Here is a 12,811-nt window from a genome sequence, read left to right as displayed (position 1 = left end):
AGGTCAAGCCGCGGGCAGGTGCGCAACTGGCTGGGCGAGTTGTTCTGTAGTGTGTGTTTGCAAGCCTTCACCGAAGCCGAGGACCGCGCTAACTTGGCGCTGCTCAACGACGTGGTGACGGTCCTCGCTTCGGCCGACGGGCACTTATTTGAGTTCAACACGCTGGCCCAGTTCGAGCACAGCCCTGTCATGCGGAATCCGGCCAACTACAGCTGGTACCAGGCGCAGCTGCAAATCGCGGCCCTGCGCATCACGGCAGCGGCTGGGGCCAGGGCCGGGATTGTGGGTAAATTGTACGACTTTTTGCAACGGCACCAAGACCCGCATGAATTCCCTACCGATGCCGCGCTGGCCGCCGCGCTGAGCTAGCAGGTGGATCCGTCGGTGGGGGCAGTGGCCTGGGACTGGCCCTGCCAGTAGCGGCGGCCAGCTAAGCCAGCAACCTACGGCCATAGGTTACTTGCTCCTACCGATTATATTCTTTGTTTTTTACCCCCCAGGTTTGGTGCCGACGAGCAGGGGCTGGAAAAAGCGCCCTCCACCAGCCGAACCGCTTGGAACCCGGCCTCGCGCAGCAGCGCCCCCAGTTTGGCGACGGACAGGGCATAGTAGCGGCTGCGCAGCAGGTGGGTCTGCCCCGTGTGGGTAAGCAGGTCCTCTTCGACCAGGTAGAACGAGAAGTCGTAGTGCTCGCCCTCGAAGTCCCAAACTTGAAACAAGAGGTAGCGCTTGCCGGACTCCTCGCGCACCCCGTGCAGCTTCACTAGGTTGCGGCCCCGCGGTTCGGCGGCATAGTCGCGGATACTCACCACGCAGCCGCCCCCGGGGGCTAGACACGCCCACATAGCCCGCAGGGCGGCCAGCACCGCCTCATCCGTGAGTAAGTGCGGCAGCGCGTTGTCACACGAGACCACGCGCGCGGGGCATGGTCAGCTCCAAGTTGAGCGCGTGGTCGGTCGATTCGATACGGCCGTCGCGGCCACCGATCGATTTGGCCTGCGCCGAGTGCAAAATGTTGGTTGCCATACGGGTAAAAGAAAGAGTAGTGAGAAAAACAGACACGCCGGCTAGGACCACCTTGTCGGCCCAAGCCAGGTAGTCAGAGGTCCTGATTCGTTGCGGCCAGGTCGCCGGCTGAAAAATGGGGGTAGCTTTTGCTACTCGGTTGCGTACGGGCCGCTGTTTAGTGGGCCGAAAAGCGAAAGGCGGCTGGGGTAAGGCCCGTTTTGCTTTTAAACAAGCGCGTGAAGCAGTGTGGGTACTCAAAGCCGAGCTGAAAGGCCGTTTCGTTGACCGTCAGCGACGTACTGAGCAGCAGGTGCTTGGCGCGCTCAATCAGGGCGTGGTGCAGGTGCTGCTGCGCCGTCTGCCCGGTCAGGGCGCGCAGCATGTCGCTCAGGTAGTCGGGGGAGACGTGCAGTTGCTCGGCAAACTGCTGCACTGTGGGGAGGGCTTGGTGGCCAGCTTGACTGAAATGGGCCGTAAGCTGAGCCTCAAAGCGAGAGAGCAGGTCGTTCTCGGCCAGGCGTCGGGTCAGAAACTGGCGGTGGTAAAACCGATTCGCATAGCCCAGCAGTACCTCCAACTGCGCGATGAGCAGGTCCTGGCTGAAGGCATCGATGGATTGCTCGTACTCGTGCCGGATGCTACTGAGCACGCCGTCGAGCAACTGTTCTTCCTTGGCCGATAGATGCAGGCCTTCGTGGACCTCGTAGGCAAAAAAGGTGTAGCTGGTGATTTTCTGGCCTAGCGGATATTTGCGCAGCAGGTCGGGGTGAAACACGAGCGTCCAGCCCGTCATCTCGGAAATATCGAGGTCGGCCTCGGTCTGCACCACTTGGACCGGGGCGAAAAACATGAGCACGCCATCTTGAAAATCATAGGTCTGCCGGCCATAGTACATCGTGCCCTTCAGCCCGCGCTTAAGGGCTATGGTATACAGGTGCGATACCACCGGGTCCGGGAAGGTCCGCTCCCGCACTTCAGCTAGGTTAATGAGCGTGAGCAAGGGGTGCGCCGGCGCCGGCAACCCGTAGTAGCGGGTGTAGTCCGTGACGGTGTGCAACACTTGAAACTCAGTGGTTTTCATGGCATGAGGTTAACGTAGACGAAGTAGCCTCGTTCCCAGCCCTATAAGAGCCGGGTATTTTAGGCGCTCCTTCGGTCAGCTTAGCGGCGCTACAGCAGCTCCTGCTTTCTACCACAAAGTTCGAGTGCCCGCGCCGGCTCGAAACCACACAAACCCTGGCTTGTATAACACAAATCCCGGGTGGGAGCTGTCCCTGTTGGATTTTGGGGATGAGAGCGGTGCGACGGTGCTACTTCGAGAACCATGGAGGGCACTTGCACCTGTTTACCTTCCATAGCAGTGGTCCTTGGCCTACCCTTCCTCAGCTGCCAGTAGGTGTTCGAGGCGTGCCCGGTTTTCAATGCCCCACGTACTCATTGCCTCAATGACCGGCAGCAAGCTGCGGCCAAAATCGGTCAGGCTATACTCTACTTTGGGGGGAGTTGGGGATAAATGACTTTGCTGATGAGGCCGTGCCGCTCCATTTCGTTCAACTGCACATTGAGCACGCGCCGGGTGGCCTCGGGGATGTGGCGTAGCAAGGCGCTGGGCCGCTGCACACCCCGCCAGATTTGGTATAGCAGCGCCGCTTTCCACTTGCCGTTGAGTACTTCCTTCGTCAGCAGAATACCGCAGTCGAGGGGTTGAACAATCTTTTTCTGGTACATAAGCAACAATACGGGGGAACAAGAGCACGACCAATTTCGGGGTATAGGTACAAATATAGCCCTATGGCCTGAAAGTATCCTTAGGCGATAAATTTACCCGTTATTGCCCACCTATTCGGCGCATTGGAACTTTGCACCTACAAAAGCAGCCCTATTTCTGGGACGAAGCATCTCACCGCTTTACGCACTGTCTAGCAACGCCATGTTAACTAATTTTCCTGTTTCCCCCGCCTCGTCCTACCAAGACTATCAGGCCTTGCGCATTGTCCTCGACCAAGGGGTGGCGACCGTTACCATCGCCCACCCGCCGTTGAATGTGCTCGACATTCCCTTCATCCTGGAGCTGATGCGCTTCACCGCCACCGTCCGGGCTGACGAGCAGGTACGCGTCATCGTGTTGGAGAGCGCCGACCCAGAGTTTTTCATCGCTCACGGCGACATGCACTTCATCACGAACCCCGCTCTCATTGCGGGCTTCACCGCGGTGGGAACGCCGTCCCCGCTCAATCCCATGCAGGAACTGCACGAGCAGCTGCGCACCCTGCCTCAGGTCACGATGGCCAAAATTGCCGGGCTGGCGCGGGGCGGCGGCAATGAGCTGCTGATGGCGCTGGATATGCGGTTTGCCGCCATTAGGCGGACCGGCCTTGCCCAGCCGGAAGTGCTCATGGGCATCATTCCGGGCGGAGGCGGCACGCAATACCTGACGCGCCTAATAGGTGCGCCACGTGCCTTAGAGGCCATCCTGGGCGCCACGCTGTTTGATGCGGAGTTGGCCGAGCGCTACGGGTGGATTAACCGTGCGCTACCCGCTGAGGAACTGGACGAGTTCGTAGCGGCGCTGGCGCGGCGGATTGCCGCGTTGCCCGTGGGGGTGGCGGCGGCGGCCAAGGCGGCCGTACAGGCGGCGGCGCTGACCCCATTGCAGCAGGGGCTAGCAACAGAAAACACGTTGATGGGGGGACTCTTCCAGTCGCCGGCGGCCTTTGAGCGCACCAGCCGTGCGCTGGCGGCCGGTGCTCAAACGCGCGCGGGTGAACGGGACCTGGAAGGCTTGTTCAACACAATGTAAACCAATCAACCATACCTAAACAGATACCATGGCACGCAACGCAATTGAAATAACCGACGCCAATTTTGAGCAACTACTGCAGTCGGATAAGCCGGTGCTCATAGATTTTTGGGCGGAGTGGTGCGGCCCCTGCCGGCTGCTAACCCCGGTGGTGGAAGAATTGGCCGGCGACTACGCGGGCCGGGTCCTAGTCGGCAAGCTTGATATTGAAACGAACCCCCAGGTGGCCGCCAAGTTCGGGGTGCGCAGCATCCCCACCTTGCTGGTGTTCAAGAATGGCCAGCTGGTGGATAAGCAAGTAGGGGCGGTGCCGAAGCACGTACTCTCCTACAAGCTGGAGGCGCACCTAGCAGCATCCTAGCCAGCAAATGCGCCGTTTGGACCACCCTTTTAGCCAAGGCTCCTATTAGGTAAGCGCAGCCTGCAGGTGCTTGCGGTAGCGTTTGACGATGGAGAGGCTGATGCTGGTCAGTTCCACGGTTTCGGCCACGGACAGCCCTTTTCCCAGCAAACGGAACGGAGTGCCACCTACCTCCTGGTCGAAGTCGATCTTCAGCGGAAGCTGCCCGTCCTCCATACGCGGTGACAAGCGACCGGTGCTCCCCGTTTAAAGGGCTAAAGTTAAGTTACTGGAAGGTAGTCTAAATGTCCCCTATAAGATACCTAAATCAACTCCATATATGCCTGACAAGGCCCCCTTATCAATTCTTAACAACTGCGCACTTTAAGTTTCACGCCCCGTAAATGCTTGCTAACCTGTGGGTTGACGAAGGCCACCAACACTCACTCGAGCCATCCCTGTTCAAAGCCTTAATCATTTGCCACACTCTACTAGTTCGTGCTGGGGCATGCGGCGTAATTGCGTAGGCCGCCGCCCAAACCGGTGGCGAAACACTGTGGCAAAGTGCGCCGCGTTGGTAAAGCCCACCGTTTCGGCCACCTCCTGCACGGGCTGGTCGGTGAGGGTGAGCAGCTGATGAGCTACCGTGAGGCGGCGCTCGGCGATGTAGGCGAAAACGGTAGTGCCGAACAGCTCCCGAAAGCCTTTCTTGAGCTTGAAGTCGTTAGTGCCGAACTGCCGGGCGATTTCCAGCAAGCTCGGTGGCTCGGCGTAATGGGTGTCGAGGAAGTCGCGTACGGCGTACATGATGTCCCGGTCGCGGGAGCGGGCGCGGGTGCGCAACTGTACGAGCTGGGTTTGCTGCTCGATAAACAAGTCCAGGAAGCGCGCTTCCAGAAACAGCTTTTTCAGCGCCCCGTGGTAGGGGCAGTTAATCAGCTGCTCGATCAGAGTGCGTAGCGCAGGCGAGATGGCCGCGTGCGGGGGTAGTAGCACCACAGGTTCCGGCTCACGAAGTTGCAAGCGGTGCACACTCGCCCACTCCTCGTTGGCGGCCACCAGGTTGGCAAACCGCTCCCGGGTCAGGTGAACGGCGAAGCTGCGGTGTTGCAAACCTTGCAGCGTGTAGAGGTGGGCTGGCGCTTCCTCGACCGTCCGGATCTGCGGGTCCGACCCGGAGGAAAGTGGGTAGCGGGCCCCGGGGGTGGCGTGCAGTTGCCCGTCGAGGGGAAAGAGCATGGCCGTCCAGGGCTCGGGCGCATACAGGGCCACGCGCAGCGGCTGAGGCAGGTGCCCGGTGAGCGTGGTCAATTGCAGGCCCTCGAGAAAATAGTCGGAAAAAGTGGCTGAGCTTTCGCCCTTGCGCCACGTAGTAGTGACGTGCCGCAGCCCCGCTTGCTGATCCAGCGTGGTTTGGCAGTGGTCGGCACTTTCGGCGGGGCGAAGCTGAAAACAGGGTTCCATACTGGACCGATCAGAAAAGAAAGGAAGAATAAGTACGCTAACTCAGCTAAGGGCTGTCTAAGACCCCTAGCAAACGAAAACCAAACCTGGGCATCTGGCAAGTGGGCGCTGCCCTAACAAGTCATTGCCCAACGGGAAATTCTGCGGCTCTACCGCCTGTTTTGGGAGCAGGCGGGGGACAATTGTGCCGAACCACTTCGTGGTGCTGAAGACAGTTCGCAATACCTTGGGTTGTTCAAAACAAAGGCCAGGTAAACTACCGGTCCGGTAGGCAAGTTGGAACGTCTTCCAGGCGGTAATACACGGGCAAGCCCCGCTCCTGGGCCAGCCGGACATCCTCGTCCGCCCCCTGGGAGGAACCCGGCAGGCGCAGCACGGCATCGCACTGCGCGAGCAAGCGGTGGGCGACTGGGTAAAGAATTTCGTTGTAGGCAGCATCGCCCGGCCGGGTGGACCCCGCCTGGGCTAGCAAGGGCAAGGCCACCCACTCCCCAATCAAGGGAAGGTGGCCGGCCCGAAACAAGGGCAAGGCAGCGGTTTCCAACCGGCGCAGGTTGGCGGCCATGCGGGCGGGGTCGTCGTGGGTGCCGCTGCGGTACGGGCCAGCAATCAGAATAACCATGAGACGTAGGGGTTATAACGCGTGAAGTTGTTGGAGGCGCAGGTGTTGCAAGAGCATAATGGTCTTGCCGTCCTGAATCTCGCCGGTGGCAATCATGGCCAGCGCTTGCGGCAGGGGCAACTCCAGCACCTCGATTTCCTCTTCCTCAATGCCGCCCCCACCCCGGCGCTCGGTGGCGGGGGAATACTCGGCCAAGTAGAAAAACAAGCGCTCCGTCACCGAGCCCGGGCTCATGTAGGCTTCCATCACTTTCTGCACCGCTGTAAGCCGGTAACCAGTCTCTTCCTCGGTTTCGCGCACAATGGCGGCATCGGGGTGCTCGTCGTCGAGCAGGCCGGCGCAGGTTTCAATCAGCATGCCCGTGGCATTGCCGTTGACAAAGGTGGGCAGCCGAAACTGGCGGGTCAGAATAACGGTGTCGGCCGCCGGGTTGTGCAGCAGAATCGTGGCCCCATTGCCGCGGTCATAGGCCTCCCGCGACTGGGTTTCCCAGCGCCCATTTTTTCGCTGGTAGTCATACGTTACTTTGCGCAGCGTGTACCAGTTGTCCGACAAAACCAGCTGCTCGCGCAGGCGAATGTGTTCGTTCATACAAGCTCGATCGTTCGTTTTTGATTAATTGTGTTTCTTTGTGTTCTTATGGAAGCAAGTAACGAGAAAACGCTGAATTTTCAACTGCGCAAACAGTTTTTATTGACCACGTTAGCCCAGCAGGGCAGCCTGGACGTGGGCCAAGCCGCGCAGCAGCTACACACCACCCCCATCACCATTCGCCGGGATTTGGCGCAGCTCGCCGCCGAGGGCTTGGTGGTGCGCACCCACGGCGGGGCCGTGCTGCCCGAACTGGTGAAAAACCCGGTGGCCTTTACCCGCAAAGCGACAGCTCACCTGGCCGAGAAAACGTACATCTGCCAGTTGGCCGCCAGCCAGATTGCGGCGGGCGATACCATTTTCATTGATTGCGGCAGCACGACCTTTCCGTTGTGTTCGCTGATCCAGCACCTCAAAATTCGCGTGGTGACCAATTCGCTGCCCGTGCTCTTCGAGTTGGTGAACTCCCAAGTGCAGGTGGTCTTAGCCGGCGGTGAAGTTGATGCCGAGCGGCAGGCGATGCACGGCACGGTGGCCGTCGAGCAGCTCAAGCGCTACCAAGTCGATAAAGCCTTTTTGGGCGTGGACGGCTTCTCGCTGCAGCGGGGCCTGAGCGCCAACAGCGAAAAAGAAGCCGCCATTAGCTTGGCCGTGGGCGAGGCGGCCCGCCACGTGTATTTGCTCTGCGACGCTAGTAAGCTCGAGCACGACAAGTATTTGCAGTTCGCCCCGCTTTCCTTTGTGGACACTTTAATAACGGATGCGCGCGCCTCCCCGGACGTGCTGGCGCGGTATCGGGAAGCGGGCTTAACTGTGCTGGTTTAACGGATGAGCCCTTTTTCTCCCTTTGGCACAAAGATTAATTACGTATTGAGCCGGTCCCACCTTTTAGTTGCGGCTTTTTATCAGGCCACTTTATTGTTGTGCTAACTCATTCCGAGCCGCGGTCTGAGTAGCTGACTTTACGTGGCACACCCAGTAGAGCAAGGGAAACTTGGCTATGGCCACGCCAGACGCTACTTCAAGCACCCTTGAGGCCCGGCCACCTTTCGCTGAGGCCCGGCTCCTGCCCGGCGTGCGTAGTGGTGACGGTTCCAGTGTTGTCGAGCACGCTTGCGAGCGTGGTAGCTAGAGATTGTTTACTTTTCCTCGCGGAAAGCAAGAAAGGCGGCCGCTGAATTGCATTGGTGGCAACCGCTTTGATAAATATGGCGCCGCCGCAGTATTGCGAATGTCCACCAATCAGTACCCGCCCAGAAACGCGGGTTTTAGCGCCAAAAAATGGCCCAGGGCTCCCTCCTGCGCGTCGAGCCCTCGGTACAGGCGGTAATTGAGGGTCACATTCTCGGACTCGGGTAAAAAGCGCGCGACTCGTAACAAGGCCGTGAACAGTTCTTCTTGCTCGAAAAAGTTTCGGCACAAGTTCTCGCCGGCCTGCTTGGTGATGTCGTAGATGGCGCGCGGCTGGGGCACGAGTTCCTCGTCCACCCAGACGGCGTGGGCCCCGCGAATAGCGAGCAGCGTATCGGTGGTCGGCGCCGGCAGCAGGTCCACTGCTATAGCCGCGTAGCCTTGAGCGTGCAGCCGCTTCGTCAAATTAAAGGCAGTAGGGCGAAAAGAAGTAGCCTGCTTGCGGCCCTTTGCTCAAGGGGCCGCAAGCAGGCTACTCTTATTTTCAGCTAAGTACCTTTATCCCTTGTGGCGCACGAAGCCCACCGCAAGGTGGGCGGTGGTGACTACTATGGCGAGTGCATCGGGAACGATATTGGCCCTGGTAGTGGCCGTCATTTGCACGATTCTGAAGGTGAGGGGCCTGTTATAGTCGTCTCGCTCCGAGGTCCAGAGAAGGCGGTTCGAGCCTTCGCCATGTGGGTTAACCGTGCCATCAAGCACGCCAATGATAGCGGGCAGCGCAATGAACCCCGTTTTAGTAGGGGCCATCCGCGTGCCTAGGGCTCGTAGCCCAGCAGCGGCCGCCATCTCCAGGGCTTCAGCGTTCCGTTTTGCGAGGCTAGCAGCGTGACAAAGTCCTATTTGGCCGGGATGCGGCAGCCGGCCGGCACCGGAATACTTAACTCGCCCGCTCACTGACTTTATGATGGGGAGTTAGCTTTGCAACACCAAAACACAACTGTTGTGCAACCACCGGAACCCCAGAGGGAAAATCAAACTCTGTAACCCCAGCGCCTAAACCCAAGCAAAATCGTAAACCGCCCCTCAGGTAGCCTGGTCAACAGGCACCACGCTACCTCAATGAGCTTATTTCACTAACTCGTCCAGCAACGCCTTACGCAGCTCGCCGGCTTTACTTACCAGCTTGCCCTCGGTGAGCGTACCCAAGTTCACGCCAAGAAAAAAGTATATCTGTTGCTCGGGAAGATAATACAGCGCGCAGCCCGCCCCGATGCCACCCCCGCCGTGCCCGTAGGCTACTTTGCCCTGATGTTCTACGCGGTACAGCCCCAAGCCGTAAGTTGGCTTATTGGTTTTGTGGTCGTTGACCCACGTCATCATCTGCTGCCGGGTAGCGGGCTGCAGCAGACGGTCTTCAAACAGCGCCCGCAGAAACGTTACGAAGTCGAGCGGCGACGCCACCAACCCATCGTCCCCGACCATGGAGCCCACACTGATCTGCTGCATCTGCGACACGTTTTCCACCCGGCCGTTGCCAAAGCGCTCCAGGTAGCAGTTCACCACGTCGGGTTGTTGCAGGTAGGTAGGGGAGTTGTGGTAGAAAGTGTTGCGCAAGCCCAGCGGGGTGAAGATGGTTTCCTGCAGGTAGCGGGCGTGGTCGCCGGTGATAAAGTCAGCAACGAGGGCCAGCACCATATAATTGGTGTTGGAGTAGGTGAACTTGCTGCCCGGCTTGAAATCCAACTTTTTAGCGGTCAGGTAGCCGAGGTAATCGGCCGTAGTCAGCGGACTGCGGGGATGTTGCAGCAAGTAAGCCGTGTAGGTAGGGTCAATGGTGTAATCGGGCAGGCCGGAGGTGTGGTTGAGCAGCATGCGCACGGTTATTTGGTCGGCGCTCGGTAGCTGCTTGCTCACCGACGCGGTTAGGTAGTCGGTGATCGGCGCGTCCAGGGGGAGGCGGCCCGCCTCGTAGAGCTTGAGCACGGCCACCGCCAGGTAGGTTTTGGCGACGCTTTGCCCGTACTGCAAGTGGCAGATTTGCATCGGCGTTTGATCTTCGAGTTTGGCGAACCCCGCCGCCCCGGCCCAGTAGCCTTCCGTGGGGCTGTACACGGCAACGGCGCACCCCGGCAGGCCGGCAGTCGTGTAGTGTTGCAGGATTGCGCTCAGGGCCGCGGCCTTGGAATGCATGGGGTTGAGCGTACCCGGCGCGGTGCAGGTGGCACTTGGCCCGGTTAAATCAGCGTCGGCGCAGGCCCCTAGGCCCAGCGTAAATACCAGAGGAAGCAGAAAACGTTTCATAAAAGACTAAGAGCGAAATAAATGGGCGCGAATTCCGACTTGCAGCAGCCGGTTGGGTACCACTGGAATACCGGGGTTGTAGCCGTGCAGCACGAAAAATTGATACCCCACAAAGGGGGCTACGGCCGGCGCGGCATGCCGCCCCGCGTACCCCACCGACACGCCTAGCGGCAGCATTAGCGTCAGCTGCCCGCCGTGGTCAGCGGCTTGCCAGCGCCCATCTTCCAGCGCCCACGACTGGCTTGGTTGCGCTAGGTATAAGGCGCCTACCCCGCTTTTAGCTCGGCGAATAAGGGCCCAAACTTGGGCCGGTACACCAACTGCGGCGCTACGTACAGGCCGTTGCCAGCGTAGCGGTTGTGGTAGTAGCCGGCCTGCACCGCTTGCAGCAGCGTGGCGCGGCGGTTGTAGCGAAACTCGGTGCCAACACTCACCCCAGGGTTAGATAGCGTCCTTTTCTGGTCAGAAAAGGGCATGGCCAGCGTATGAAACTGCAGCCCTACTACTACCGGCCAGTTGCGGTAGCTCGTCCCGGCTGGGGGTCGGGCCGGTACTTGACTGCTGGCGAGCAGCGGCAAAGCCAGTAAGCAGGCGGAAACAAAGACAGGTTTAACCACGACCAAAAGCATTAGGAAAAGGGTGGAGGAAGAGGAGCCGCCGTAGCAAGCCCCATGAGCAGGCTAGCCCTAGGAATGGTTTTTTCATTCGTGAAAAAGGAGTAGGATTTACAAAAAGGGGGCAGAAGTGCCCGCAAGCGGCTGACAGCCACGTAGTTTTCGGGGACTGTTTTGATAAACACAAAGCTAGCGGGCCGCTTTTCCAGCGGTTTTTGTGAAACGGATTACAACTTTTCCTTTCCGGATTAATGCCTTGGTAAAGGGTGTCCACGAGGACCGCCTAGCTAAAGCATCTGCACGGGTAGGGCCGCAAAGTCGCCGGCCAGCACAAGGGTACCACGCGGCCCGGGTGAGCCCGCAACGCGGGCGAGGTCGCGCGGGGCGAGGATGCGCGCTTCATAGTAGCCGCTTAGCTGCCGGTGCTGCGGGTCGTAGTCCGTGATGGTAAGCCCGCCCGTCAGCGACGGTACGCAGGCGCCTAACACCAAACGGTTGGTGACGTGGCCGGCTGCGGCAGCGAGATGGTAGCAAAGCAAGCCTCGAATAGGGGCCCCAGGATGGATGTTGCTGCGGAGCGCATAAGTACCCACCCAGCCGGGCAACAGGTGTGTACGGTCGAGCACTAGGTTTACCCCATCGGGCACAGACCGAAAATGAAGCCGGAGGGCGCGCGCCGCCAGCACGGCCCGTCCCCTGATGGCGGGAGGCGCATAGAATTTGCTTTGGCACATTAGGCCGGGAACGTAAACGTAGCGGCCCATCCCGAAAGCAGGACCAGCTGTTACTGCTTGCTCGACGTCGAGCGGCATGTACCCGGCGGCAAAGGGGGACATAGGCACCGGAAGTGGGGGCATCAAGTGAGAATGGCAGTGAAAAGAAAGCCTCTCAAGTCGGCGCATACACCGCCTGTTCTAGTTGCTTCAAAGCTAGTTCTGCTGGTTGCCGCCAACCTTCTTTAAACGGATTTCCACTTGCCGCTGCCGGATTTTTAGTTGTCCGAAACAGCGGGCTTGGTTTTAGCTCACGGGCTTGTAGCTCGTGCATGGAAGCCAGCGTCGTACCTTGCTCGCGGCTCCGTTCCCGACGCAAACGCGAAGGGCGGAAGTGGGGTCGCCAGGGCGCGTCGTTATAGAGAAAAACCTAATCCGTACCCTATTTCCGTTCACGAAGACGATCCAGGCCCCCATGCGTGAACGGTATCAGCGCCAGCTAACGGTGGGAACCAATCTGAAGCCGCTCCTATCTCTGTGGGAGCAAGGGAGACAGTTGCTTTTCGGAACCGACAATGAGTAGATCGGCCGACAGCCCTTTCTAGGTGTTGACCAAAACCACTCCGACACTCTAATCTGAAAAATAGAAGGATTGGTAATCGGAGATTTGAGTTATGATAAGGGGTCCTTATCACGCCTATATGGCGTTACTTTGGGTACCTTACAAAGAACGTTTAGAAAATGGCATGTAACCCGACCACTTGTTGGATGCGCTCCCTTGTGAAAGCGAAGGCGTTTATTGATCGACTACCCGGCGTGCAAGGCCATACCCCACGCCTGTTCCGATAAGTGGCAGCCCGACGAAGGCGGGGACAAACCAGGCCTCCCCAAGCAGCGATTGAGCAAGCGGTACACCTATCAACGTAACGGTACAGCCGACTAGGATAGCGGCCAGGGGCTCCACCTGAGGGTGCGGATAGGCTCGTTGCAACAGGGCCCACGTGGCCCAACTGAGGAAGTACGGAACGCCGACGAGAAGCCCCACAACCACTGGAATTCCAAGTCCATACCAACTGCCCTCGTCAGAAGAGGCACCGCCAGTGCTCATGGCCAAGGGCAGGAAAGAACTGGTGGGTACGCAACGGGAAGTCAAAAGGACAAGCTTATCAGTCATGGAGGTGATAGAGCGCAGGTAAAACACCTACCGTATCGACTAGGCCTTCC

General features: G+C 59.1%; 19 protein-coding genes and 1 pseudogene. 4 read left to right on the top strand and 16 right to left on the bottom strand.

Features of this window, described 5'->3' with window-relative positions; genetic code table 11:
- Window positions 1–18: 18 nt before the first annotated feature.
- On the top strand, window positions 19–369 hold the full coding sequence (locus MUN86_RS26250) for a hypothetical protein (RefSeq protein WP_245126758.1): 351 nt from the start codon (window positions 19–21) through the stop codon (window positions 367–369).
- Between the two features lie 104 nt (window positions 370–473).
- Here the strand turns inward: MUN86_RS26250 and MUN86_RS26245 are convergent, their stop codons facing one another.
- The 4 genes and pseudogenes from MUN86_RS26245 to MUN86_RS26235 form a co-directional block, all read right to left on the bottom strand.
- The gene (locus MUN86_RS26245; RefSeq protein WP_245126757.1) at window positions 474–914 is read right to left on the bottom strand and encodes a hypothetical protein; all 441 of its coding nucleotides are present in this window, start codon (window positions 912–914) and stop codon (window positions 474–476) included.
- Window positions 901–1,026 (bottom strand): hypothetical protein, encoded by a 126-nt coding sequence (locus tag MUN86_RS31415; protein ID WP_280640663.1) that lies wholly within the window; start codon window positions 1,024–1,026, stop codon window positions 901–903. The genes MUN86_RS26245 and MUN86_RS31415 overlap by 14 nt, the downstream gene beginning before the upstream one ends.
- A 157-nt stretch (window positions 1,027–1,183) precedes the next feature.
- Window positions 1,184–2,089, bottom strand: coding sequence for a helix-turn-helix domain-containing protein (locus MUN86_RS26240; RefSeq protein WP_245126756.1), 906 nt, complete (start codon window positions 2,087–2,089; stop codon window positions 1,184–1,186).
- A 291-nt stretch (window positions 2,090–2,380) separates the two neighbouring features.
- A pseudogene (locus MUN86_RS26235) lies at window positions 2,381–2,736 on the bottom strand (winged helix-turn-helix transcriptional regulator).
- Between the two features lie 202 nt (window positions 2,737–2,938).
- Between MUN86_RS26235 and MUN86_RS26230 the strand changes: the two are divergent.
- Both MUN86_RS26230 and trxA read left to right on the top strand, forming a co-directional pair.
- A complete protein-coding gene (locus MUN86_RS26230; protein WP_245126755.1) occupies window positions 2,939–3,808 on the top strand; it encodes an enoyl-CoA hydratase/isomerase family protein in 870 nt (289 codons plus the stop codon).
- Between the two features lie 28 nt (window positions 3,809–3,836).
- On the top strand, window positions 3,837–4,169 hold the full coding sequence (gene trxA, locus MUN86_RS26225; protein WP_245126753.1) for a thioredoxin: 333 nt from the start codon (window positions 3,837–3,839) through the stop codon (window positions 4,167–4,169).
- 45 nt (window positions 4,170–4,214) lie between these two features.
- Here trxA and MUN86_RS26220 read toward each other — a convergent pair whose 3' ends face one another.
- The 4 genes from MUN86_RS26220 to nudK all read right to left on the bottom strand — a co-directional run bounded on the left by MUN86_RS26220 (window position 4,215) and on the right by nudK (window position 6,825).
- Window positions 4,215–4,397, bottom strand: a complete 183-nt coding sequence (locus MUN86_RS26220) for a hypothetical protein (protein WP_245126751.1) — start codon at window positions 4,395–4,397, stop codon at window positions 4,215–4,217.
- A gap of 225 nt (window positions 4,398–4,622) precedes the next feature.
- On the bottom strand, window positions 4,623–5,612 hold the full coding sequence (locus MUN86_RS26215; protein WP_245126749.1) for a helix-turn-helix transcriptional regulator: 990 nt from the start codon (window positions 5,610–5,612) through the stop codon (window positions 4,623–4,625).
- 256 nt (window positions 5,613–5,868) lie between these two features.
- A complete protein-coding gene (locus MUN86_RS26210; RefSeq protein ID WP_245126747.1) occupies window positions 5,869–6,234 on the bottom strand; it encodes a DUF4406 domain-containing protein in 366 nt (121 codons plus the stop codon).
- Between the two features lie 12 nt (window positions 6,235–6,246).
- Window positions 6,247–6,825 (bottom strand): GDP-mannose pyrophosphatase NudK, encoded by a 579-nt coding sequence (nudK, locus tag MUN86_RS26205; RefSeq protein ID WP_245126745.1) that lies wholly within the window; start codon window positions 6,823–6,825, stop codon window positions 6,247–6,249.
- Window positions 6,826–6,873: 48 nt separating this feature from the next.
- On the opposite strand from nudK, the gene MUN86_RS26200 reads away from it, so the two are divergent.
- Window positions 6,874–7,650: a DeoR/GlpR family DNA-binding transcription regulator gene (locus MUN86_RS26200; RefSeq protein ID WP_245126743.1), complete on the top strand. Its 777-nt coding sequence runs from the start codon at window positions 6,874–6,876 to the stop codon at window positions 7,648–7,650.
- A gap of 417 nt (window positions 7,651–8,067) precedes the next feature.
- Here MUN86_RS26200 and MUN86_RS26195 read toward each other — a convergent pair whose 3' ends face one another.
- From MUN86_RS26195 to MUN86_RS26160, 8 genes are all read right to left on the bottom strand, one after another.
- Window positions 8,068–8,421, bottom strand: a complete 354-nt coding sequence (locus tag MUN86_RS26195; RefSeq protein WP_245126741.1) for a hypothetical protein — start codon at window positions 8,419–8,421, stop codon at window positions 8,068–8,070.
- A gap of 93 nt (window positions 8,422–8,514) precedes the next feature.
- Window positions 8,515–8,805 carry a hypothetical protein gene (locus MUN86_RS26190; RefSeq protein WP_245126739.1) on the bottom strand — a complete coding sequence of 97 codons (291 nt, stop codon included), beginning with the start codon at window positions 8,803–8,805 and terminating at the stop codon, window positions 8,515–8,517.
- A gap of 279 nt (window positions 8,806–9,084) precedes the next feature.
- Complete coding sequence (locus MUN86_RS26185) at window positions 9,085–10,260, bottom strand: serine hydrolase domain-containing protein (RefSeq protein ID WP_245126737.1); 1,176 nt, start codon at window positions 10,258–10,260, stop codon at window positions 9,085–9,087.
- A gap of 6 nt (window positions 10,261–10,266) precedes the next feature.
- Complete coding sequence (locus MUN86_RS26180; RefSeq protein WP_245126735.1) at window positions 10,267–10,437, bottom strand: hypothetical protein; 171 nt, start codon at window positions 10,435–10,437, stop codon at window positions 10,267–10,269.
- Between the two features lie 89 nt (window positions 10,438–10,526).
- On the bottom strand, window positions 10,527–10,889 hold the full coding sequence (locus MUN86_RS26175; RefSeq protein ID WP_245126733.1) for a hypothetical protein: 363 nt from the start codon (window positions 10,887–10,889) through the stop codon (window positions 10,527–10,529).
- 272 nt (window positions 10,890–11,161) lie between these two features.
- Window positions 11,162–11,710 (bottom strand): hypothetical protein, encoded by a 549-nt coding sequence (locus MUN86_RS26170; RefSeq protein WP_245126731.1) that lies wholly within the window; start codon window positions 11,708–11,710, stop codon window positions 11,162–11,164.
- Between the two features lie 52 nt (window positions 11,711–11,762).
- Window positions 11,763–11,966: a hypothetical protein gene (locus tag MUN86_RS26165; protein ID WP_245126729.1), complete on the bottom strand. Its 204-nt coding sequence runs from the start codon at window positions 11,964–11,966 to the stop codon at window positions 11,763–11,765.
- A 417-nt stretch (window positions 11,967–12,383) separates the two neighbouring features.
- Window positions 12,384–12,761, bottom strand: coding sequence for a hypothetical protein (locus tag MUN86_RS26160; RefSeq protein ID WP_245126727.1), 378 nt, complete (start codon window positions 12,759–12,761; stop codon window positions 12,384–12,386).
- Between the last annotated feature and the right edge of the window lie 50 nt (window positions 12,762–12,811).

The organism is Hymenobacter volaticus (assembly GCF_022921055.1).
Classification (GTDB): Bacteria; Bacteroidota; Bacteroidia; order Cytophagales; family Hymenobacteraceae; genus Hymenobacter; species Hymenobacter volaticus.
Note: the sequence above shows the minus strand (reverse complement) of the source record. Positions and strands in the feature narration are given on the sequence as shown.

Bases quoted from the DNA above. Each gene is read 5' to 3' on its own strand.
- MUN86_RS31415 (WP_280640663.1), bottom strand. From the start codon at position 1,026: ATGGCAACCAACATTTTGCACTCGGCGCAGGCCAAATCGATCGGTGGC.
- MUN86_RS26240 (WP_245126756.1), bottom strand. From the start codon at position 2,089: ATGAAAACCACTGAGTTTCAAGTGTTGCACACCGTCACGGACTACACC.
- MUN86_RS26230 (WP_245126755.1), top strand. From the start codon at position 2,939: ATGTTAACTAATTTTCCTGTTTCCCCCGCCTCGTCCTACCAAGACTAT.
- trxA (WP_245126753.1), top strand. From the start codon at position 3,837: ATGGCACGCAACGCAATTGAAATAACCGACGCCAATTTTGAGCAACTA.
- MUN86_RS26215 (WP_245126749.1), bottom strand. From the start codon at position 5,612: ATGGAACCCTGTTTTCAGCTTCGCCCCGCCGAAAGTGCCGACCACTGC.
- MUN86_RS26210 (WP_245126747.1), bottom strand. From the start codon at position 6,234: ATGGTTATTCTGATTGCTGGCCCGTACCGCAGCGGCACCCACGACGAC.
- nudK (WP_245126745.1), bottom strand. From the start codon at position 6,825: ATGAACGAACACATTCGCCTGCGCGAGCAGCTGGTTTTGTCGGACAAC.
- MUN86_RS26200 (WP_245126743.1), top strand. From the start codon at position 6,874: ATGGAAGCAAGTAACGAGAAAACGCTGAATTTTCAACTGCGCAAACAG.
- MUN86_RS26190 (WP_245126739.1), bottom strand. From the start codon at position 8,805: ATGGCGGCCGCTGCTGGGCTACGAGCCCTAGGCACGCGGATGGCCCCT.
- MUN86_RS26185 (WP_245126737.1), bottom strand. From the start codon at position 10,260: ATGAAACGTTTTCTGCTTCCTCTGGTATTTACGCTGGGCCTAGGGGCC.
- MUN86_RS26180 (WP_245126735.1), bottom strand. From the start codon at position 10,437: ATGCTGCCGCTAGGCGTGTCGGTGGGGTACGCGGGGCGGCATGCCGCG.
- MUN86_RS26175 (WP_245126733.1), bottom strand. From the start codon at position 10,889: ATGCTTTTGGTCGTGGTTAAACCTGTCTTTGTTTCCGCCTGCTTACTG.
- MUN86_RS26170 (WP_245126731.1), bottom strand. From the start codon at position 11,710: ATGTCCCCCTTTGCCGCCGGGTACATGCCGCTCGACGTCGAGCAAGCA.
- MUN86_RS26160 (WP_245126727.1), bottom strand. From the start codon at position 12,761: ATGACTGATAAGCTTGTCCTTTTGACTTCCCGTTGCGTACCCACCAGT.